This window comes from Enterobacter cloacae complex sp. S3 (assembly GCF_014930495.1).
GTDB classification, from domain to species: Bacteria; Pseudomonadota; Gammaproteobacteria; order Enterobacterales; family Enterobacteriaceae; genus Enterobacter; species Enterobacter asburiae_B.
In genome coordinates, this window is sequence record NZ_JADBRD010000012.1 from 12,538 (window position 1) to 33,038 (window position 20,501).

General features: G+C 57.5%; 17 protein-coding genes and 1 tRNA gene. 10 read left to right on the forward strand and 8 right to left on the reverse strand.

The genetic code is table 11. The features are described 5' to 3' along the window. The first annotated feature begins 214 nt into the window (after positions 1–214). Positions 215–1,528, forward strand: coding sequence for an MFS transporter (locus IM317_RS06350; RefSeq protein ID WP_029741700.1), 1,314 nt, complete (start codon positions 215–217; stop codon positions 1,526–1,528). Next, positions 1,525–2,313, forward strand: coding sequence for a substrate-binding domain-containing protein (locus IM317_RS06355; protein WP_033145918.1), 789 nt, complete (start codon positions 1,525–1,527; stop codon positions 2,311–2,313). Before IM317_RS06350 ends, IM317_RS06355 begins: the two co-directional genes overlap by 4 nt. Here the strand turns inward: IM317_RS06355 and IM317_RS06360 are convergent. The 3 genes from IM317_RS06360 to IM317_RS06370 all read right to left on the reverse strand — a co-directional run bounded on the left by IM317_RS06360 (position 2,288) and on the right by IM317_RS06370 (position 4,952). Continuing rightward, entirely contained in the window at positions 2,288–3,187 is a 900-nt protein-coding gene (locus IM317_RS06360) for a LysR family transcriptional regulator (protein WP_023312331.1), read from the reverse strand. The two genes, IM317_RS06355 and IM317_RS06360, sit on opposite strands and share 26 nt — an antisense overlap. A gap of 92 nt (positions 3,188–3,279) precedes the next feature. Then, positions 3,280–4,809: a cryptochrome/photolyase family protein gene (locus IM317_RS06365; protein WP_155404093.1), complete on the reverse strand. Its 1,530-nt coding sequence runs from the start codon at positions 4,807–4,809 to the stop codon at positions 3,280–3,282. Then, positions 4,806–4,952 carry a DUF2256 domain-containing protein gene (locus tag IM317_RS06370; RefSeq protein ID WP_071891562.1) on the reverse strand — a complete coding sequence of 49 codons (147 nt, stop codon included), beginning with the start codon at positions 4,950–4,952 and terminating at the stop codon, positions 4,806–4,808. Before IM317_RS06370 ends, IM317_RS06365 begins: the two co-directional genes overlap by 4 nt. Before the next feature lie 215 nt (positions 4,953–5,167). On the opposite strand from IM317_RS06370, the gene mtfA reads away from it, so the two are divergent. Continuing rightward, positions 5,168–5,965: a DgsA anti-repressor MtfA gene (mtfA, locus tag IM317_RS06375; RefSeq protein ID WP_033145920.1), complete on the forward strand. Its 798-nt coding sequence runs from the start codon at positions 5,168–5,170 to the stop codon at positions 5,963–5,965. Here mtfA and IM317_RS06380 read toward each other — a convergent pair. Next, complete coding sequence (locus IM317_RS06380; RefSeq protein ID WP_033145921.1) at positions 5,962–7,173, reverse strand: MFS transporter; 1,212 nt, start codon at positions 7,171–7,173, stop codon at positions 5,962–5,964. The two genes, mtfA and IM317_RS06380, sit on opposite strands and share 4 nt — an antisense overlap. Before the next feature lie 138 nt (positions 7,174–7,311). Between IM317_RS06380 and IM317_RS06385 the strand changes: the two genes are divergently transcribed. The 7 genes from IM317_RS06385 (at position 7,312) to IM317_RS06415 (ending at position 16,948) form a co-directional block, all read left to right on the forward strand. Then, entirely contained in the window at positions 7,312–9,054 is a 1,743-nt protein-coding gene (locus IM317_RS06385) for an IucA/IucC family siderophore biosynthesis protein (protein ID WP_033145922.1), read from the forward strand. Then, positions 9,054–10,001 (forward strand): GNAT family N-acetyltransferase, encoded by a 948-nt coding sequence (locus tag IM317_RS06390; RefSeq protein WP_033145923.1) that lies wholly within the window; start codon positions 9,054–9,056, stop codon positions 9,999–10,001. The genes IM317_RS06385 and IM317_RS06390 overlap by 1 nt, the downstream gene beginning before the upstream one ends. Further along, a complete protein-coding gene (iucC, locus tag IM317_RS06395) occupies positions 9,998–11,740 on the forward strand; it encodes an IucA/IucC family siderophore biosynthesis protein (protein ID WP_033145924.1) in 1,743 nt (580 codons plus the stop codon). The genes IM317_RS06390 and iucC overlap by 4 nt, the downstream gene beginning before the upstream one ends. Further along, positions 11,737–13,062 (forward strand): lysine N(6)-hydroxylase/L-ornithine N(5)-oxygenase family protein, encoded by a 1,326-nt coding sequence (locus tag IM317_RS06400; protein ID WP_033145925.1) that lies wholly within the window; start codon positions 11,737–11,739, stop codon positions 13,060–13,062. Before iucC ends, IM317_RS06400 begins: the two co-directional genes overlap by 4 nt. A 26-nt stretch (positions 13,063–13,088) precedes the next feature. Beyond that, entirely contained in the window at positions 13,089–15,278 is a 2,190-nt protein-coding gene (locus IM317_RS06405; RefSeq protein ID WP_033145926.1) for a TonB-dependent siderophore receptor, read from the forward strand. Positions 15,279–15,442: 164 nt separating this feature from the next. Further along, positions 15,443–15,518 (forward strand) — tRNA-Asn (locus IM317_RS06410). Positions 15,519–15,679: 161 nt separating this feature from the next. Then, entirely contained in the window at positions 15,680–16,948 is a 1,269-nt protein-coding gene (locus IM317_RS06415; RefSeq protein WP_003030858.1) for an integrase arm-type DNA-binding domain-containing protein, read from the forward strand. A gap of 179 nt (positions 16,949–17,127) precedes the next feature. Here the strand turns inward: IM317_RS06415 and IM317_RS06420 are convergent, their stop codons facing one another. Genes IM317_RS06420 through cyoB form a run of 4 tightly spaced genes read right to left on the reverse strand, consistent with a single transcriptional unit; the run spans position 17,128 to position 20,499 of the window. Beyond that, a complete protein-coding gene (locus IM317_RS06420) occupies positions 17,128–17,520 on the reverse strand; it encodes a helix-turn-helix domain-containing protein (RefSeq protein WP_003030860.1) in 393 nt (130 codons plus the stop codon). Positions 17,521–17,574: 54 nt separating this feature from the next. Continuing rightward, a complete protein-coding gene (gene cyoD, locus IM317_RS06425) occupies positions 17,575–17,898 on the reverse strand; it encodes a cytochrome o ubiquinol oxidase subunit IV (RefSeq protein WP_023137324.1) in 324 nt (107 codons plus the stop codon). Further along, complete coding sequence (gene cyoC, locus IM317_RS06430; protein ID WP_023137325.1) at positions 17,895–18,512, reverse strand: cytochrome o ubiquinol oxidase subunit III; 618 nt, start codon at positions 18,510–18,512, stop codon at positions 17,895–17,897. The genes cyoD and cyoC overlap by 4 nt, the downstream gene beginning before the upstream one ends. Further along, on the reverse strand, positions 18,502–20,499 hold the full coding sequence (cyoB, locus tag IM317_RS06435; RefSeq protein WP_023137326.1) for a cytochrome o ubiquinol oxidase subunit I: 1,998 nt from the start codon (positions 20,497–20,499) through the stop codon (positions 18,502–18,504). The genes cyoC and cyoB overlap by 11 nt, the downstream gene beginning before the upstream one ends. Positions 20,500–20,501 lie beyond the last annotated feature (2 nt).

The following is a 20,501-nucleotide window of genomic DNA, read 5'->3' on the forward strand; positions in this document are numbered from 1 at the left end:
CAAAACCGTGATATCAGCCACTTAGCAAAAAGTGGTGAATAAAAAATCAATCAATTGTTAAGTTATTGTTGTCATTAATTGTATTGATCCCGCGAAGGCTATTCATGCAAAACGTGCATCAGCCGATGCGGCATTTGCGCTTATCTATTTCCTCATCCTGATCCAGTTTTCAAAAACAGACGCGTAAAACGTCAACAATAAACTGGAGATAACCATGTTTTCCTCAACCTCACCTGCAACCGTACGCTCGAAAGCGGGCGCCATACTCCGCGTGACGTCCGGCAATTTTCTTGAGCAGTTCGATTTCTTTCTGTTCGGCTTCTATGCCACCTACATCGCCCACACGTTCTTCCCGGCGAGCAGTGAATTTGCGTCGCTGATGATGACCTTCGCCGTCTTCGGCGCGGGCTTTTTGATGCGCCCCATCGGTGCCATTGTGCTTGGCGCGTATATCGACAAGGTAGGTCGCAGAAAGGGGCTAATCGTCACGCTTTCCATCATGGCGGCGGGGACGTTCCTGATTGTGCTTATCCCCTCTTATCAAAGCATCGGTCTGTGGGCGCCGCTGCTGGTGCTGACGGGCCGTCTGCTGCAGGGCTTCTCCGCCGGTGCGGAGCTTGGAGGCGTCTCGGTTTATCTGGCTGAAATCGCCACGCCGGGCCGCAAAGGGTTTTACACCAGCTGGCAGTCCGGCAGCCAGCAGGTCGCCATTATGGTCGCCGCGGCGATGGGCTTTGCCCTGAATGCCCTGATGGAGGAGAGCGCCATTCGCGAATGGGGCTGGCGCATCCCGTTCCTGTTCGGCTGCTTAATCGTGCCGTTTATCTTTTTCCTGCGCCGCAAGCTGGAGGAGACGGAAGAGTTCAGCGCGCGCCGCCAGCATCTGGAGATGCGTCAGGTCTTTAAAACGCTCCTTGGCAACTGGCAGGTGGTGGTCGCAGGCATGCTGATGGTGGCGATGACCACCACCGCGTTCTACCTGATCACCGTCTACGCCCCCACCTTTGGCAAAAAGGTGCTGATGCTCAGCGCCTCGGACAGCCTGCTGGTCACGCTGCTGGTGGCGATTTCTAACTTCATCTGGCTGCCGGTGGGCGGCGCGCTGTCGGATCGCTTCGGGCGCAAGCCGGTGCTGATTGCCATGGCCCTGCTGGCGCTGGCGACCAGCTACCCTGCCCTGACGCTGCTGGCGAGCGCGCCCAGCTTCTCCATGATGCTGAGCGTGCTGCTGTGGCTCTCCTTCCTTTACGGCCTGTACAACGGCGCGATGATCCCGGCCCTGACGGAGATTATGCCTGCTGAAGTGCGCGTGGCGGGGTTCTCTCTGGCTTACAGCCTGGCAACAGCGGTCTTTGGCGGCTTTACCCCGGTCATGTCCACCGCGCTGATTGAATACACCGGTGACAAAGCCTCGCCTGGCTACTGGATGAGTTTCGCTGCCGTGTGCGCCCTGCTGGCCACGCTCTACCTCTACCGCCGCCGCGCGGTATCGCTGCAAAACACCGTCAAGTCACAGGGGGCAGTATGAAACGCACCTATCGCTTTACCGCCAGCGCGCTGGTGCTGACGCTCCTGAGCGTTAATGCCTGTGCCCAGGACGTAAAGGTCATGATTTCAGGCGGCTTCAAGGCTGCCCTGGAAAAGCTGGCCCCGGACTATGAACGCCGGACCGGGGATAAAATTGTAATCATCCCCGGCCCCTCAATGGGCGCTACGCCGCAGGCGATCCCAAACCGACTGGCGCGCGGCGAGAAAGCCGACGTGGTGATTATGGTGGGCGATGCGCTGGAGAAGCTCGAAAAAGCCGGCCAGACCCAGCCGGGTTCGCGAACCGAACTTGCGGACTCCCCCGTTGGCATGGTGGTAAAAAAAGGGGCGGATGTCCCTGATATCAGCAGCGAGGCGGCTCTGCGCAAAACGCTGCTGCAGGCCAGCTCCATCGCCTACTCTGACAGCGCCAGCGGCAGGTACGTCAGCCAGACGTTGTTCAAAAAAATGGGGATCGAAAAAGAAGTGGCGGGTAAAGCGACAATGGTCGAGCGTATCCCGGTCGCCTCAGAAGTGGCGAAAGGAAAATACGCCGTCGGTTTCCAGCAGGTCAGCGAGCTGCTGCCGGTTCAGGGCGTCACCTTTATCGGGAAAATCCCGGATAATCTGCAGTACATCACGCGCTTCGCGGGTGCGGTCACCCGTCACGCAGAACATCCCGCGGAGGGGAAAGCGCTGCTGACCTATCTCGCCTCACCGCCCTCCAGGGCCGTCATCCAGAAGACGGGGATGATCCCCGTTACGTCCGGCGATACTGCTCGGTGATCTGCTTTTCCAGTTCAGCCGCAATGTAGGACTGGATGCGCCCCCGGCGCCGGATAAGCCCCACGGTGCGTTTCACTTCCGGCGCCACCAGCGGCAGATGCGTCAGCAGCGTGTGCTCTGACGTCGGCATCGACATGGCGGGAACGGCAGCAATGCCGATCCCCGCCTCTACCATACCGAGCATCGTGGTAACGTGGCGCGTTTCGCAGACGCTGGGGCGTTCAGGAACGATATCCCCCAGCATCCTATCGAGCAGGTTACGGTTACCTGACGTTTTATCGAGGGAGATATAATCCTGCTGGTAAAAGGCCTGCCACGTCAGGTGACTCTTCTGCGCCAGGGGGTGATCCTTCCGGCACGCCGCAACATAGACATCCTCCACAAGCGGGAAAAATTCGATGTCAGACGGCAGGTTTCCTGCGAAGCTGATACCAAAATCCGCCTGGCTTCGGGCCACGGCGTCAATCACATTCCCCGCGCTGCTGTCGATGAGCTTAATGCGAACGCGCGGATAGCGAGACTGAAAACGACGAATCACATCGGGCATAAAGTAACAGGCCGCGGAAGGGACCGTGGCAACCGTGATCAGCCCCGTCCGCTCTTCGCTGACCTTATCGACATCCGCCAGCATTGACTCAACGTTGTCGAGCAGCTGCGCGGAGCGTTCAGCAAAGTTTTGCCCGTATAACGTTAAGGCCACGCGGCGGGTGGTACGGTCAAACAGCCGATTTCCCAGTGCGGCTTCCAGCTTTTCAATCCTGCGGCTCAGCGCCGACTGGGATAAGCAGATAGATTCAGCAGCGACACGGAAGTTACCGTATTCCACTAACGCTCTGAAAGCATAAAGATCGTTAAGGTCAAAATTCACGGGCATAGCGTCTGGATGTCCTGTCAGGGAATACGCAACAAAGTCAAAAATAATAGCGTCTTATTGACCCGCCGCAACCGGCGCGGTGGTGAAATACGTCAGAGCTCGTTGAGATGCAGGCGAATATACCCGGCGCGATCGGCAATGGCCTGCCGCTCCTCTTTCTTCATGTCCGCAAGCTGTTTAAAGACAATGCCCAGGCGGGGATTGTTACCCAGACGCGCCTGGTTGCGCGCAAAGAAATCCCAGTAAAGGGCATTGAAGGGGCACGCCAGCTCTCCGGTACGCTGGCTGTGTTGATACCGGCACCCCTGACAGTAATTACTCATCTTATGAATATACGACGCGCTCGAGACGTAGGGTTTACTGGCCAGCAACCCGCCATCGCCAAACTGGCTCATCCCGAGGGTATTGGGCAGCTCCACCCATTCAAAGGCATCAATATAGACCCCCAGATACCATTCATGAACCGCCTGCGGCGACAGGCCGCTGAGCAGGCTAAAGTTCCCGATGACCATCAGGCGCTGGATATGGTGGGCGTAAGCCTCGGTGAGCGACTGCCCAATCGCATGCGCCAGGCAGCGCATCTGCGTCCTGCCGGTCCAGAACCAGTCCGGCAGCGGGGCGTGCTGGTCTAAGGCATTCAGCTCCCGATAGCCCGGCATCTGCGACCAGTAGATCCCACGCACGTACTCCCGCCAGCCGAGAATTTGTCGGATAAACCCTTCGACGGCAGGCAGCGGCGCATGGCCCGAACGCCATGCCTGCTGGGCGGCAGCCACCACTTCCCGCGGATTAAGCATTTTGGTGTTCAGCGCGAATGAAATTAACGAGTGGAACAGAAAAGGCTCCTCAGCGTGCATCGCGTCCTGCCAGGCGCCGAACTGCGGGAGCACGTGAGCGATAAATTCATCCAGCCTGGCTTTAGCTTCCGAACGGTTGAGCGGCCAGCGAAAATTCCCGGCCTGCGGTTCGCCGAAGGTGTTTACGCCGCAGCGCTGGATCTCCGCCCATAAGGCTGAATAATCGTGGCGCGGACGCGAATCCTCCGGCGCGGGCGGCTCGCCGGACCAGCGTTTGCGATTTTCAGCATCATAATTCCATTTTCCCCCTTCCGGCTCGCCTTCTGAGGTTAACAGTATGCCGTTCTGACGACGCATTTCCCGGTAAAAGTACTCCATTCGCCAGCTTTTGCGCGTCGCAAAGAACGCGCTCACCTGTTCACGGGTGGTGAAGAAATGCTCGCTGCTGACGCAGGCCGTTTCGACGGACGCCGCTTTCGCCCACGCCTGCAGCTGCGTGTCCAGGCGCCATTCGTCGGGCTCCTGCCATATCACCCTGTCGGCGCCGTAATGCGCGACAAGCGCGTTGAGATTGTCTTCCAGCGCGCCGCGGTTTGAGTCGTCAGAGAGCCGGACATACCTCACCCGATGCCCCTTCTCTTTTAACGCAGAGGCAAACGCGCGCATGGCCGCAAAAATGGCGATCACTTTCTGAGCGTGGTGAAGCACGTACGCGGTTTCGGCCCGCAGCTCCAGCATCACGTAAATGACATTTGGATTGCAGGCATCGAACCAGCTGTGGTGCGGATTAAGCTGATCGCCCAGGATCAGGCGCAGTTCGGTCAACGGTGGCTCCTTCGACAGCGCTCGGAACAGTATTTGACCTCATCCCAGCATTTCGCCCATTTCTTGCGCCACGTCATGGGCCGCTGGCAGTGCGCGCACGCCCGGCTGGGCAGGTCCTGCTTGTTACCTTTGAAATCGCTCATCTTTTCGTTACCGTACTGATTTCTTCACTAAACCTGTGGATGCAGGCTACGACAGACTTCACAAAATGAAGGTGATGCCCGTAAACCGCTACCCACCGCTACGTACGAATGATAGTTTATTCAGGCTGGAATTGTCGCAGTGAGCGATTTTCTGGCATCTTAACCAAACCTGACTTTCCCATTTTTGTTCAAGTGACGAGTTTGCGAGCAAAGCGATGATAAAGTGGCCCTGGAAAACGAATGAAGCTGGCCGGGATATGGCGCTGCCATGGGATGACGCGCTGACGATCCCTGTTCTGGCTAATCTTAAGCCGGATGAACAAGCGAAACTGGTTCAGCTGGCGGATCGTTTTTTACAGCAAAAACGCCTGGTTCCACTGCAGGGTTTCGAACTCGATCCCCTGAAAAACGCGCGCATCGCCCTGCTTTTCTGTCTGCCGGTGCTGGAATTGGGTATCGAGTGGCTGGACGGTTTCCACGAAGTGCTGATCTATCCGGCCCCCTTTATCGTCGATGACGAGTGGGAAGATGACATCGGGCTGGTGCACAACCAGCGCGTGGTGCAGTCCGGACAAAGCTGGCAGCAGGGGCCGATTATCCTCAACTGGCTCGACATTCAGGACTCGTTCGATGCGTCCGGTTTTAATCTGGTTATCCATGAAGTGGCGCATAAGCTCGATACCCGCAACGGCGATCGCGCCAGCGGAGTACCGCTGATCCCGCTTCGCGAGGTGGCGGGCTGGGAGCACGATCTGCACGCGGCGATGGATAACATCCAGGATGAAATAGACCTGGTGGGCGAAAGCGCGGCCAGCATTGACGCCTATGCGGCAACCGACCCGGCCGAGTGCTTTGCGGTGCTCTCGGAGTATTTCTTCAGCGCGCCAGAGCTTTTCGCGCCCCGCTTCCCGGCGCTGTGGCAGCGTTTCTGCCAGTTTTATCAGCAGGATCCGCTCCAGCGTCTGCGGCAAAATGAGGAGTCTGGCGGCCATTCCTCCCGCCAGATCCATTAAGGCTTTTCAGCAGGGGTCCGCTCGGTTGAGCGTATCCCTATGCTCAACGCTAAAAACAGCAATGCCATTCCCCATGCGGCCACCGTTAAAGACTGCTCGCCGTAAAAGCGCGTTACTACAGGCACCAGCAGCGCGCTGACGCCGTAGCCTAACGTGTGGCTGGTGGCGATGACGCCCGCGCCTTTCCCGGTGGTCAGCTTGTCGTTCAGCAGCAGCTGGTAGCCCGGCGTGGCCATCGCCGCCCCGAGTGAAGTGATAACAATCCCCACGTAGAACAGCGTTAAACCGGCGACGGTCATCAGCCCAAGCCCTGCGACCATTAACACCGCCGCGATGCAGAGCAACGTCACCGGAGTGAAATGCTGCGGGCGGACCACCAGAAACTGCGCCGCGAGCGTCGCCAGCGCGGCCAGGCTCAGCAGAAGCGCAACATGATGGCTGATCTCCCGGGCGTTGCCCTCCAGTAGAGGGCTAAGATGCGGTGACAGGCCAAGCTGCATCAGGCTCACCAGCGCCGCCAGCAGCAGCGCCAGCAGCAGGAACGGCAGCATCGAGGCCTGCAGGCGGGTCGCCTGGTGCGCCACCGGCGGCAGCGGCGGGTCTGCGGCTTCGCGAAGCACCAGCAGCAGCGCGATTAACGGCGCGACCGCCATCAGCCAGAGCGGCGCCACCGGGCTGACGCTGAGCATTAGCGCCGCCAGCGGCGGGCCGAGCAAACGTCCGCAGCTGAGGCCGGAGCTTATCGTCGCCAGCGCCGCCATTCTCTTCTCCAGCCCCGCACGCTGAATAGCCCACGTCTGGGCCGCGGGCACCAGCCCCGAGACCGTCAGTCCGTAAAGCAGACGTGAAAGAATCAGTCCCGCCAGTCCCCAGACGGTATCCAGCCTTCCGGCCGCCATCGCCCAGACCACCAGCGCCATGACGGCGAAACTGGCCAGATAGCCGCTCAGCGAGGCCACCATCACGGCCTTACATCCCCGCCGCTCGCTCTGGCGTCCCCACCAGGGCGAGGCCGGTAAAAAGAGCATGGATCCGAACATCAGCAGCCCGGCCCAGACCGAGAGCGACAGCCCGGTCAGGGTCACCAGCTGCGGGAGCATCACCAGCAGGCCGTTTTGCCCGATACCTAATAAACCCGCACATAGCGCCAGGGGCCAGTTGGCTTTTGAGGTGACCTTTTCGGTCAATGTTTCTGAGTCAGTGCGCATGAGAATGTGAACATAGTGTCAATAAATGTGTGGAAATCATGAAGTTTATGAAAACAAATATTGCAAAAATGGTTGCGACTGTAAACAGAATGAATATCATAACGAGAATTATTATCAATCATGGAATGAGGTACATCTATGCGTGCTCTGCCCCGCTCTGCCGGTACAGACGTTGCAGCCCAGTGTTTTTTGAACGCCCTGTTGCGCGAAACGAAGGACTGGCGCTATCTCCCCGCTACCGCTGCGGATGCGTTACCGAACATTCATATCCCGCTGTCCCAAACCCAGGCGCTTCGGGTTCCGGTACGCTATTTCTCTCCCACCCAGCATCATCAGTACCGTTTCCCGGCCACGCTTCTTCAGAGCAACAGTGATGACGGTGACGCCGTCACATTTGATCAACTGGTTGATTTAATTCTTGAAAAACCGTCAGTAAAAGGCTCGCTGGATGCCGATACGCTGGCGCGTTTTGAGCAGCGCGTTCTCGAAAGCCATGCCCACACCTGGCAGGCGATCGATCTGCGCCACGGCTGGGTAAACCTGCGCGATAAGCCGCTGACGTTTGCCGAAGCGGAACAGGCGCTGCTGGTCGGCCACGCGTTTCACCCGGCGCCGAAGTCGCACGAGCCGTTCAACGAAACAGAGGCGCGTCGCTATCTTCCTGATTTCGCCTCCCGCTTCCCGCTGCGCTGGTTTGCCGTTGAGAGCGCGCTCGTTGCCGGCGACAGCCTGAACGTCTCCCTGCGTGAGCGTCTGCTGCGCTTCGCGGCCCAGAGCGCGCCTGAGCTGCTCGGCCACTTCACCGACACCCGCTGGCTGCTGCCGATGCATCCGTGGCAGGCCGACTTTCTGCTGGAGCAGGACTGGTGCCAGCGTCTGGCGGAAAACGGTGCATTGCAGGACCTGGGTGAAGCGGGCGCGCAGTGGCTGCCTACCAGCTCGTCCCGCTCGCTGTACAGCGAAACCAACAGCGACATGATTAAGTTCTCCCTCAGCGTGCGCCTGACCAACTCCGTGCGCACGCTGTCGGTCAAAGAAGTTAAGCGCGGAATGCGCCTGGCGCGCCTGGCGAAAACGGAACGCTGGCAAGAATTACAGGCCCGCTACCCGACCATGCGCGTGATGCAGGAGGACGGCTGGGCGGGGCTGCGTGACGAAAGCGGCGTTATTCAGGAAGAGAGCCTGATGGCCCTGCGCGTCAATCTGCTGTTCGATACTCCCAAGACGCAAACCAACGTGCTGGTGAGCCTGACCCAGGCCGCGCCGGACGGCGGCGACAGCCTGCTGGCCTCCGCGGTGCGCCGTCTGAGCCAGCGTCTGGATTTACCCCTCGCCCAGGCCGCGCGCTGCTGGCTGGACGCCTATTGCGACCGCGTGTTGCTCCCGCTGTTCAGCGCCGAGGCGGACTACGGTCTGGTCCTGCTGGCGCACCAGCAAAATATCCTCGTTGAGATGCAGCAGGATTTCCCCGTCGGGCTGATCTACCGCGACTGCCAGGGCAGCGCGTGGACCGAAGGGGCCGACGCGTGGCTGAATTCAGCGGGCGAAACCGAGGTGGAAAACCGCTTCGGTGAGAGCCAGCTGCTGCGCTACTTCCCTTATTACCTGCTGCTGAACTCTACCCTTGCCGTCACCGCCGCCCTCGCCGCCGCCGGTTTCGACAGTGAGGAGAGCCTGATGTCCCGCGTGCGCGACGCGCTGGCCGAACTGCGCCGCACGGCGAAGCAGACCCGCTGCCTCGACTACGTGCTCGACAGCCCGACCTGGAACTGCAAAGGCAACTTCTTCTGCTACCTGCACGATCGCAATGAAAACACCATCGTCGATCCGGCGGTGATCTATTTCGACTTTAGCAACCCGTTTTACAAGGAGAAGGCGTAATGGCAATCGCGAATATCGTCCATTCCGGCTACGGCTTTCGCTGCACCGCAACGGATCGCGCGCTGCCGCTGACGTTGGGTCTCGACGGCAGCACGGTGCTGGAGCGTCTGAATGGGATCCCGGACGGCTGGCTGGTCGAAGCACTCGATCAGCTGTTTGTTGCCGCGCCCGCGCTGACCGGCATTACCCTGCCATGGGCAACCTGGCAGGATGAACCCCAGGCGCAGGCGCTGTTTAGCCTGGCCCACGGGGACTATCTGGCACGCGAAACCTTCTGGCAGCTGCCGCTGTGGCTGAAAGGCGAACGGCCGCAGGCCAGCGGCGGGATGCAGTTTGATGAGAGCCGTCAGCTGTACTTCCCGCTGCGTCCTCACCGCCCGCAGGGCGAAGTGTACCGTCGTTACGATCCGCAAATTAAGCGCACCCTCAGCTTCCGCGTGGCCGACGTGGCGCTGGATGGCGAGCGCTTTACGCGCTGGATGAACAACCCGCGCGTAAACGCCTTCTGGGAGATGGCTGGCCCGCAGGCCGAGCAGGAAAACTACCTGCGCCGCCAGCTTGACTCGACCTACTGCTACCCGGTTATCGGCTGCTTCGATGACCAGCCGTTCGGCTATTTTGAGCTCTACTGGGCGCCAGAAGACCGCATTGGCCGCCACTACCGCTGGCAGCCGTTTGACCGCGGGCTGCACATGCTGGTGGGCGAAGAGAACTGGCGCGGCGCACAGTACATCCGCAGCTGGCTGCGCGGCCTGAGCCACTATCTGTATCTCGATGAACCGCGCACCGCGCGAATTGTCGCCGAGCCGCGCTTCGACAACCAGCGCCTGTTCCGCCATCTGGCCTCCGCCGGTTTCGAGACGGTGAAAGAGTTCGACTTCCCGCACAAGCGCTCGCGCCTCATCATGAGCCAGCGCCACCGCTTCTTCAGCGAGGTGGAACTGTGAACGCGCTCTGGCAGAAAGTGAACCGCGAGATGGTGGCGAAGATCCTCGCCGAGCTGGAATACGAACGCACCCTGCGCGCTGAGCCGGTTTCGTCGAACGGCTGGCGCATCGCCATGGGCAACGAGTCCTGGCAGTTTCGCGCCACGCGCGGGATCTGGGGCTGGCTGCATATCGACCCGGACAGCCTGATCGCCGCCAGCGGCGATGCCGTGGAAGCGGAACGCGCGCTGCTGCAGCTGGCGAAAGTGCTGGAGATGAGCGACGCGCAAACGGCAGAGCATATGGAAGATCTCTACGCCACTCTGCGCGGCGACATGCAGCTGCTGCAGGCGCGTGAAGCGCTGGACGCGGACGCGCTAATCCACCTCGACCCGGACGAATTACAGTGTCTGATGAGCGGTCACCCGAAGTTTATTTTCAACAAAGGTCGCCGCGGCTGGGGCCTGGACGCGCTGCGTCAGTACGCGCCTGAGTATCGCGGACGTTTTCGCCTGCACTGGGTCGCCGTTCAGCGCGAGCATCTGGTCTGGAGCAGCGACGCCGATTGTGATATCAACACTCTGCTGGCCAGCGTCATGGACAACGCCGAGCGCGCCCGCTTCAATGACCGCTGGCAGGCGCTGGGTCTCAACGACGGCTGGCTACCGGTGCCGCTGCACCCGTGGCAGTGGCAGCAGAAGATCGCCGTTCATTTCCTGGCGCAGCTGGCGCGCGGTGAGATGGTTGAGCTGGGCGAATTTGGCGACGAGTATCTGGCGCAGCAGTCCCTGCGCACGCTCACTAACGCCAGCCGTCGCGCGCCGTATGACATCAAGCTTCCGCTGACCATCTACAACACCTCCTGCTATCGCGGCATTCCGGGCAAATACATTGCCGCCGGGCCGCTGGCTTCGCGCTGGCTGCAGCAGCAGTTCGCTACCGACGCCACGCTGATCCGCTCCGGTGCTCAGGTGCTTGGCGAACCCGCAGCCGGATATCTGCCGCATCCGGGCTATGCCACATTGCCGAAAGCGCCCTACCGCTATCAGGAGATGCTGGGGGTGATCTGGCGCGAGAATCCGTCCTGCTATGTAGAAGACGGTGAACAGGCGGTGCTGATGGCAGCGCTGATGGAAACCGATAACGCCGGGCGCCCGCTGATCGACGCGTGGATTAAACGCTCGGGGCTAAGCGCCGACGCGTGGCTTGAAAAGCTGTTTGAGGCAACGGTGATCCCGTTCTATCACCTGCTCTGCCGCTACGGCGTGGCGCTGATCGCCCACGGCCAGAACGTGACGCTGGTGATGAAGGATTACGTCCCGCAGCGCATCCTGCTGAAGGATTTCCAGGGCGATATGCGCCTGGTGGATGAGGATTTCCCGCAGGCCCAGAGCCTGCCGGAGCAGGTGAAGGCCGTCACGGCGCGCCTCAGCGCGGATTACATTATTCACGACCTGCAAACCGGTAACTTTGTGACGGTGCTGCGCTTTATCTCGCGCCTCACGCTGCAATGCGGCGTGAGCGAAACGCGTTTCTACCAGATTCTGGCCGGGGTTTTACGGGGTTATATGGCGGCGCACCCGGATCTGGCAGAACGCTTCGCCAAATTCGATCTTTTCAAGCCGCAGATTATTCGCGTGATCCTCAACCCGGTCAAACTGACCTTCTCCGAACACGACGGCGGCAGCCGCATGCTGCCGAACTACGTCACCGACCTTGATAACCCTCTTTTTCTCGCCTCCCGGGAGTCAGCGCAATGAAAACCTATGATTTCATCGGCATTGGTATTGGCCCGTTTAACCTCAGCATCGCCGCTCTGGCCGAAGGGCTGGACGGCTTTAGCTCGCTGTTCCTTGAGCGTAAACCGCACTTCTCCTGGCACCCGGGGATGATGGTGCCGGACTGCCACATGCAGACCAGCTTCCTGAAGGACCTGGTCAGCGCCGTGGAGCCGACCAACCGCCACAGCTTCCTGAACTACCTGGTGCAGCGCAAAAAGTTCTACCGCTTCCTGACCACCGAGCAGCGCACCGTCTCCCGTGAGGAGTTTGCGGACTACCTGTGCTGGGCGGCGGAAAACCTCACCAATCTCGCCTTCAGCCAGCAGGTACAGCAGGTGAGCTTTGATGAGAAAAGCGGCCTGTTTGAGGTGGTGACCCAGCGCGACCGTTTCCTGGCGCGCCACGTCTGCGTGGGGATTGGCAAACAGATCAACCTGCCTGACTACGTCACCGCGCAGGACGATACCTGCTTCCACGCCAGCGAGATGATGCTGCGCACGCCGGATCTCGCGGGCAAGCGCGTCACCGTCGTCGGCGGCGGCCAGAGCGGGGCCGACCTGTTTTTGAATATCTTCCGCGGCGAATGGGGCCAGCCGCTGAGCCTGAACTGGGTATCGCGCCGCAACAACTACAACGCGCTGGATGAAGCCGCCTTTGCCAACGAATACTTCACGCCGGAGTACGTGGACAGCTTCTCCACGCTGGGTGAAGAGGCCCGTCGTCAGATGCTGCACGAGCAGAAGATGACCTCCGACGGGATCACCACCGAGTCCCTGCTGGCGATTTACCGCGCCATGTACCACCGCTTCGAAGTGCTGCGTGAAAAACCCTGGGCGCACCTGATGCCGTCCCGCTCGGTGACGGCGCTGACGCGCCAGGAAAACGGCCATCGCCTGAGCATTCAGCATCACCTCGACGGCGGCCGCGAGCAGCTGGAGAGCGACGTGGTGATTTTCGCCACCGGCTACCGCGCCGTGCAGCCCGCGTTCCTCGCGCCGCTGTCTCACCGCCTGCATCTGGATACGGACGAAGCCTTCTGCATTAACAACGATTTCACCCTCGAATGGGACGGCCCGCAGAGCAACCGCCTGTTCGCCGTGAACGCCGGGATGCACCGTCTCGGCATTGCCGAACCCCAGCTCAGCCTGATGGCCTGGCGCGCGGCGCGAATTCTTAATCGCGCGCACGCCGACGAGCCGTTTGAGCTGGCTACCACACCCGGCGTTATCCACTGGCGCAGCACCACCAGCCCGGAGAACAGCCCGGTTTTTAAATCGTTAGCAAAAACCACCGAGTACTGACACACACAATCAGGATCAACATAACAATGAAACGTTCTCATCTTTGGGTTTTAAATCCTTGCTTGCTTGCAATGCTTTCTACCTCTGCGTGGGCGGAAGAACAAAAGGAAGAAAATATCGTGGTCTCCGCCAGCCGCGCGCACCGCAGCGTGGCGGAGATGGTGCAGACCACCTGGGTCATTGAACGGGCTGAAATTGAGCAGCAGGTTCAGGGCGGGAAAGAGATTAAAGAAGTGCTGGCACAGCTGATCCCAGGTATGGACGTCAGCAGCCAGGGCCGTACCAACTACGGCATGAACCTGCGCGGCCGCTCCATGATGGTGATGGTGGACGGCGTTCGCCTGAACTCGTCCCGCAGCGACAGCCGCCAGCTGGACTCTATCGATCCGTTCAACATTGACCGTATCGAAGTGATCTCCGGCGCCACCTCGCTCTACGGCGGCGGCAGCACCGGCGGCCTGGTGAACATCGTCACCAAAAAAGGCCAGCCGGAGACCGAAGTTGAGTTCCAGACCGGGGCAAAGAGCGGGTTTAACAGCCACAACGATCGCGATGAGAACGTGTCGGCAGCCGTAAGCGGCGGTAACGACAACGCCTCCGGTCGTCTGTCGGTATCGTATCAGCGCTACGGCGGCTGGTATGACGGCAAAGGCAACGAGGTGATTATCGATAACACCCAGACCGGCCTCCAGTATTCCGACCGTATTGATGTGATGGGCACAGGCACCATCAACATTGACGATCGTCAGCAGCTGCAGCTGACGACGCAGTACTACAAGAGCGAGTCCGACGGCAAGCATGGGCTGTATCTCGGGAAGAACTTCTCGGCGGTAACGGGCGATGCGACCGCGTACAACAAAGATAATCTCGATTCTGACCGCGTACCGGGCACCGAGCGCCATCTGATTAACCTGCAGTACTCCAATACCGATTTCTGGGGCCAGGATCTGGTCGCACAGATTTACTATCGCGACGAGAGCCTGACCTATTATCCGTTCCCGACCCTGACCAAAGGCGTGGTGAGCAGCATCGGCGCGTCCCAGCAGAAAACCGATTTTTACGGCGGCAAGCTGACGCTGAACAGCAAGCCGGTGGACGATTTAACGCTGACCTGGGGTGTGGATGCCGACCACGAAACCTTCGATGCCAACCAGCAGTTCTTCAACCTGAGCAAGGCCGCGGCGAGCGGCGGCATGGAGCTGGATAACGCCTACAACGTGGGCCGTTACCCGGGCTACAGCATCACCAACCTCGCCCCGTTCCTGCAGGCCAGCTACGACATTGACGCCATCACCCTGAGCGGCGGCGTGCGCTATCAGTACACCGAAAACAAGGTGGACGACTTTGTCGGTTATACCCAGCAGCAGGCCATCGCCACCGGGAAAGCCACCTCCGCCGACGCGGTGCCGGGCGGAAAAACCGATTACAACAACTTCCTGTTTAACGCCGGGATCCTCGGTCGCCTGACCGAACAGCAGCAGCTGTGGTTTAACTTCTCCCAGGGCTTCGAAATTCCGGACCTGGCGAAGTACTACGGCTCCGGCACCTATCAGCTCAGCAACGGTCACTATCGCCTGCTGAACAGCGTCAACGTGAACGACTCGACGCTGGACGGTATCAAGGTCAACGCTTATGAGCTGGGCTGGCGCTACACCGGCGATAACCTGCGCACGCAGGTCGCGGCGTATTACTCGCTCTCGGATAAAACCATCACCATCAACAAGACGGATATGACCATCAACCTGGAAGACGACAAGCGTCGTATCTACGGGGTGGAAGGTCAGGTGGACTATTTCTTCACCGACAGCGACTGGAGCACCGGTGCGAACTTTAACGCCATCAAGTCTGAAACGCGCGAAAACGGCAAATGGGAGAAGCTGACGGTTGACAGCGCCAGCCCGTCAAAAGCCAGCGCCTGGGTCAACTGGGCGCCGGGCGACTGGACCCTGCGCGTGCAGAGCACGCAGACCTTTGACGTGTCAGATTCCGACGGCAAGAAGATCGATGGCTATAACACGGTCGACTTCCTGGGCAGCTACGCCCTGCCGGTGGGTAAGGTCAGCTTCAGCGTGGAAAACCTGCTGGACAAAGACTACACCACCGCCTGGGGCCAGCGCGCGCCGGGGCTGTATAGCCCAACCTACGGCGCACCGGGGCTGTATACCTATAAAGGCCGCGGACGTACGTTTGGTCTGAACTACTCCGTACTGTTCTGATCCTGCGCGCCGCCTGCGGGCGGCGCATTTTGCTGTGTAATTTCAACGCGAATTTGCTATAAAATCAGCGATTTGCTGAAATTGTCGGCAAACGAACGAAAAGTTTAATTTCCCCCTTTGACAAGGTGAACGCAGGTCGATAATATTCGCCCCGTTCACACGATTCCTCTGTAGTTCAGTCGGTAGAACGGCGGACTGTTAATCCGTATGTCACTGGTTCGAGTCCAGTCAGAGGAGCCAATTTCCTGCTTTCATGCATCCTTGCGAATCATTATATGATGTTGGTTCAACAGGTTAGCGTGAAAACTCTTCCCGATGCATTTTGATTTTATCCTCCGCATCGGGAGAATTTGGTGGTCAGATTTGGGGTCAGTTTGGTTCGATTATGGAGTGACCCCCATATGTCTCTCAACGACACGAAAATCCGCAGTCTCAAACCTTCTGAAAAATCCTTCAAAGTCTCCGATTCACACGGTCTATACCTCTTGGTCAATCCAGGCGGCTCACGTCTCTGGTATCTTAAGTATCGAATTAACGGTAAAGAATCCCGCCTTGGCTTAGGCGCTTATCCCGATGTATCCCTTTCCGACGCCCGGCAACAACGAGACGGTATCCGCAAGTTGCTGGCGCAGAACATTAACCCCGCTCAGCAACGTATAGCCGAAAGAGCCGCCCGCTCACCGGAAAAGGTCTTTAAGACAGTGGCGCTGGCGTGGCATAAAAGCAATAAAAAATGGTCGCAGAATACCGCTGACCGTCTGCTTGCCAGCATGCACAATCATATTTTTCCGGTTATCGGACATCTGTCCGTCACGGAACTTAAACCCCGTCATTTCATTGACCTGCTGAAAAGCATTGAGAAAAAAGGTCTGCTGGAAGTCGCGTCCCGCACGCGGCAGCACCTCTGTAACATCATGCGTCATGCGGTTCATCAGGGATTCATTGACAGCAACCCGGCGGCAAACCTTGACGGCGTGACAGCGCCCCCCGTTAAGCGCCACTACCCCGCCCTGCCGCTGGAACGCCTGCCGGAATTGCTGGGGCGCATTGATGGTTATCAGCAGGGACGAGGGTTAACCCGTCAAGCGGTCCTTCTGACCCTTCACCTGTTTATCCGTTCCAGTGAACTGCGTTTCGCCCGATGGAGCGAGTTTGATTTCAGGAACTGTATCTGGACCATCCCCGCTACCCGCGAAGCTCTTCCCGGTGTTCGTTATTCCGGACGCGGAGCCAAAATGCGCACGCCCCACATTGTTCCATTATCCCGGCAAGCCATCGTTATCCTGAAACAAGTAGAGGAAATCTCAGGTCATCTGGAACTAGTGTTCCCCGGTGACCATAACCCTTACAGGCCAATGTGTGAAAATACAGTCAACAAGGCACTGCGACTGATGGGCTATGACACAAAAATGGACATTTGCGGCCATGGCTTTCGGGCAATGGCATGCAGCGCCTTAATGGAATCCGGACTCTGGTCGAAGGATGCTGTTGAACGCCAAATGAGTCATCAGGAACGCAACAGCGTGCGGATAGCTTATATCCACAAAGCTGAACATCTGGAAGCCCGTAAAGCGATGATGCAGTGGTGGTCTGATTATCTTTATACGTGCCGGGAAAACTATGTTCCCCCATATATATATAGTAAAAATATCAGTCATGAAGCTACCTGAGTCAGCAAAAAACTAATCAGGATTACGATAACAACAGCATCTGACAACGCAGATGCTGTTGTTATTTTTCTGTATCTTCTTCATGGTATTTCCCCTTCCATTTATCCTTGTCAGTTGGTATTAAAATCCGCCCTGTAATTTTAGAACAAAACAATGAGGGGTATGATATTCACAGAGGGTTATAACTCATCACGCTTTATACCAGAACTCTTTTTCAGAACAGGTTTATTCCTTCTGACAGCCCCTGGTGTATGATGCATTTCATTTCTCATCGCTCGGGTAAATACCTGCTGACTGGTAAACCCGAGCATAAAGCACACCTCTATGACGGGTATATCCGTATTCTCCAGTAAAAAATAAGCACGTCTTAGTTTTTCAAGCTTTATATATTTCCCTAGACTTATTCCTGCCACCTCCTTGAACATCCGTTGAAAATGCCATTTTGAATAACCAGCTTTTGCAGAAACATCCTCAACCTTCAGCGGCTCCTCCAGATGCTCATCAATCCATTGCATAATTTCATACACCACAAGTCGGTTTATCTTTTCCTTCCGTATTTTTTTTATGTCCATATATAGCCCCCCACAATGAGGCAGACAGGAATAACAGAAAGGCCAAAGCCCTGTTCACATCATCTGATGATTGAGATTCCACATGATCCACAACGACCCGGTAATAATGATAAAGATAATGACAGCGGAAAAGACAATGGTTACGAGGTTCCAGCGCATTTCAGAAGAAGCATTCAGGTGAAGAAAATACACCAGATGTACCAGCACCTGAACAACGGCACACGTCATGACCCCGCCTGCGATGATCCCTGCGGAAACACCACTGTCCATAACCAGCCAGAACGGGATCACCGTCAGAATGACCGACAGGAGAAAGCCGGTTATATAAGACATCGTATTGCCGTAAGCTACGCCCTGTGCGTCTGCAGAATGTCTCATGGCATTGCTCCCATCAGGTAAACAATACTGAACACGCAAATCCAGATGACATCGAGGAAATGCCAGAACAGACTCAGGCATATCAGACGGGGGCGACTGAATCCTGACAGACCTCGTCGGGCAACCTGATACATCAGGATCAGCATCCAGATCAGTCCACATGTCACATGCAGACCATGGGTGCCCACCAGAGTAAACAGCGCTGACAGGAAGCCACTGCGCTGTGGGCCGAAACCCTCAGCAGTCAGGTGACTGAACTCCCAGACTTCCATTCCGATAAAACCCAGACCACACAGAAATGTCAGGGTCAGCCATCCAAGTACACCGCCCTCGCGGTCTTTATCCATGCTGATAACAGCAAAACCATAGGTAATCGAGCTAAACAGAAGCAGCACAGTTTCCGCCAGTACAAACGGAGGTTCGAAAATATCCTTACCCGCCGGACCACCTGCAATGTTATGAACCATGACGCCGTAAGTCGCGAACTGGGTGGCGAAGATAATGCAGTCGCTCATCAGGTAGATCCAGAAGCCGAAGACCTTACTGGTACCTGTACCCTGATGCCCGTGCTCAGCACGGGTGCGGAAGGATGAATCCAGGGCTTCACTTACCATATGTCACACCGGCTTTGTTTATTTCTGCAAAGTGCTGATCCTCGATTTTTTTTATCTCGGCGACGGGTACGTAATAATCCACATCTTCATCGAAGCTTTTAATAACCCAGGTCAGGATAATCCCGAGGAATGACAATCCCGCCAGCCACCAGATATGCCAGATAGCCCCGAAGCCAAACCCGATGCAGAGCAGACCAATAATCAGCCCCGCCCCGCTGTTTTTCGGCATATGGATTTCGGCATAGTTAGCAGGTTGCTTGTATGCCTCCCCTCTTTCCTTCATTTCCCAGAACGCATCACGTTCGTGGACAAAAGGCACTTCAGCAAAGTTATAGAATGGCGGCGGGGAAGAGGTGGACCACTCCAGTGTCCGTCCGCCCCACGGGTCGCCGGTCATATCCCGGTTTTCGTGGCGGTCGCGCACCGACACCCAGAACATAATGACCTGGCACAGTATCCCGCAGGCTATCAGCGCAGCACCGCTGGCTGCCACGACCAGCAGGGGATGGAACTGGGGGTCAATATTCTGACTCAAGCGGCGGGTCATCCCCATGAACCCCAGCACATAGAGCGGCATAAACGCCACATAAAATCCGATGATCCAGAACCAGAACGCCCTCTTGTTCCATTTTTCATTCAGGGTGAACCCCATCGCTTTCGGGAACCAGTAGGACACACCAGCCATACTGCCGAACACCACTCCGCCGATAATGACATTATGGAAGTGGGCAATCAGGAACAGGCTGTTGTGCAGGACAAAGTCAGCTCCCGGCACGGCCAGCAGGACGCCGGTCATACCCCCTATAGAAAAGGTGACAATAAAACCTACCGTCCATAACATAGCGGAGTGCATCTGAATGCGCCCCTGATACATGGTGAACAACCAGTTGAAGATTTTCACACCAGTCGGGATAGCGATAATCATCGTCATGATCCCGAAGAAGGCGTTAACGTTCGCACCGGCTCCCATGGTGAAGAAGTGATGCAGCCATACCAGGAAGGAAAGCAAAGTGATGGCGACCGTTGCCCACACCAGCGAGGTATAACCGAACAGACGTTTCCTGGAAAAGGTTGCCACCACTTCCGAGTAGACCCCGAAGACCGGCAACACCAGTATATACACTTCCGGATGGCCCCACGCCCAAATCAGGTTGACGTACATCATCATGTTGCCGCCCATATCATTGGTGAAGAAATGGAAGCCCAGATAGCGGTCAAGGGTCAGCAATGTCAGCGTGACGGTCAGCACAGGGAAAGAAGCGATAATCAGCACGTTGGTACACAACGACGCCCAGGTGAACACCGGCATCTTAAACATCGTCATACCCGGTGCACGCATTTTCAGTATGGTGACGAAGAAGTTAATCCCGGTCAGTGTGGTCCCGATCCCCGACAGCTGGAGTGTCCATATCCAGTAATCCACCCCGACACCGGGACTGTACGCTAACTCCGAAAGCGGCGGATATGCCAGCCAGCCGGTGGTCGCAAACTCCCCCACTCCCAGGCAGAGATTAACCAGCACCACGCCTACCACCGTTAACCAGAAACTCAGGTTGTTCAGGAAAGGAAAAGCCACATCACGCGCGCCAATCTGCAGGGGCACCACAATATTCATCAGGCCGATAACGAAAGGCATCGCCACGAAAAAAATCATGATTACACCGTGACCCGTAAAAATTTGATCGTAGTGCCAGGGCGGCAGATACCCCGCCCCTTCCACTCCGGATGAGGCCAGTACCTGCTGGCTGCGCATCATGATTGCATCGGAAAAGCCGCGCAGTAACATCACGAACGCGACGATGATGTACATGATCCCGAGCTTTTTATGGTCAACGGAGGTCAGCCATTCGGACCATAAATATTTCCACTTACCGTAATATGTGATGGCGGCAACAATTGCCACACCAAGTATCAGAATAGCAACGATCGTTACCCTGACAATCGGGTCCTCAGGTATGGCATCCAGCGTCAGTTTTCCTGTGAGCATAA

What these genes read in the sequence shown, in the direction of transcription:
- IM317_RS06350 (WP_029741700.1), top strand. Translation starts at nt 215, where the DNA reads ATGTTTTCCTCAACCTCACCTGCAACCGTACGCTCGAAAGCGGGCGCC.
- IM317_RS06355 (WP_033145918.1), top strand. Translation starts at nt 1,525, where the DNA reads ATGAAACGCACCTATCGCTTTACCGCCAGCGCGCTGGTGCTGACGCTC.
- IM317_RS06360 (WP_023312331.1), bottom strand. Translation starts at nt 3,187, where the DNA reads ATGCCCGTGAATTTTGACCTTAACGATCTTTATGCTTTCAGAGCGTTA.
- IM317_RS06370 (WP_071891562.1), bottom strand. Translation starts at nt 4,952, where the DNA reads ATGAGCGATTTCAAAGGTAACAAGCAGGACCTGCCCAGCCGGGCGTGC.
- mtfA (WP_033145920.1), top strand. Translation starts at nt 5,168, where the DNA reads ATGATAAAGTGGCCCTGGAAAACGAATGAAGCTGGCCGGGATATGGCG.
- IM317_RS06380 (WP_033145921.1), bottom strand. Translation starts at nt 7,173, where the DNA reads ATGCGCACTGACTCAGAAACATTGACCGAAAAGGTCACCTCAAAAGCC.
- IM317_RS06385 (WP_033145922.1), top strand. Translation starts at nt 7,312, where the DNA reads ATGCGTGCTCTGCCCCGCTCTGCCGGTACAGACGTTGCAGCCCAGTGT.
- IM317_RS06390 (WP_033145923.1), top strand. Translation starts at nt 9,054, where the DNA reads ATGGCAATCGCGAATATCGTCCATTCCGGCTACGGCTTTCGCTGCACC.
- IM317_RS06400 (WP_033145925.1), top strand. Translation starts at nt 11,737, where the DNA reads ATGAAAACCTATGATTTCATCGGCATTGGTATTGGCCCGTTTAACCTC.
- IM317_RS06405 (WP_033145926.1), top strand. Translation starts at nt 13,089, where the DNA reads ATGAAACGTTCTCATCTTTGGGTTTTAAATCCTTGCTTGCTTGCAATG.
- IM317_RS06415 (WP_003030858.1), top strand. Translation starts at nt 15,680, where the DNA reads ATGTCTCTCAACGACACGAAAATCCGCAGTCTCAAACCTTCTGAAAAA.
- IM317_RS06420 (WP_003030860.1), bottom strand. Translation starts at nt 17,520, where the DNA reads ATGGACATAAAAAAAATACGGAAGGAAAAGATAAACCGACTTGTGGTG.
- cyoD (WP_023137324.1), bottom strand. Translation starts at nt 17,898, where the DNA reads ATGAGACATTCTGCAGACGCACAGGGCGTAGCTTACGGCAATACGATG.
- cyoC (WP_023137325.1), bottom strand. Translation starts at nt 18,512, where the DNA reads ATGGTAAGTGAAGCCCTGGATTCATCCTTCCGCACCCGTGCTGAGCAC.
- cyoB (WP_023137326.1), bottom strand. Translation starts at nt 20,499, where the DNA reads ATGCTCACAGGAAAACTGACGCTGGATGCCATACCTGAGGACCCGATT.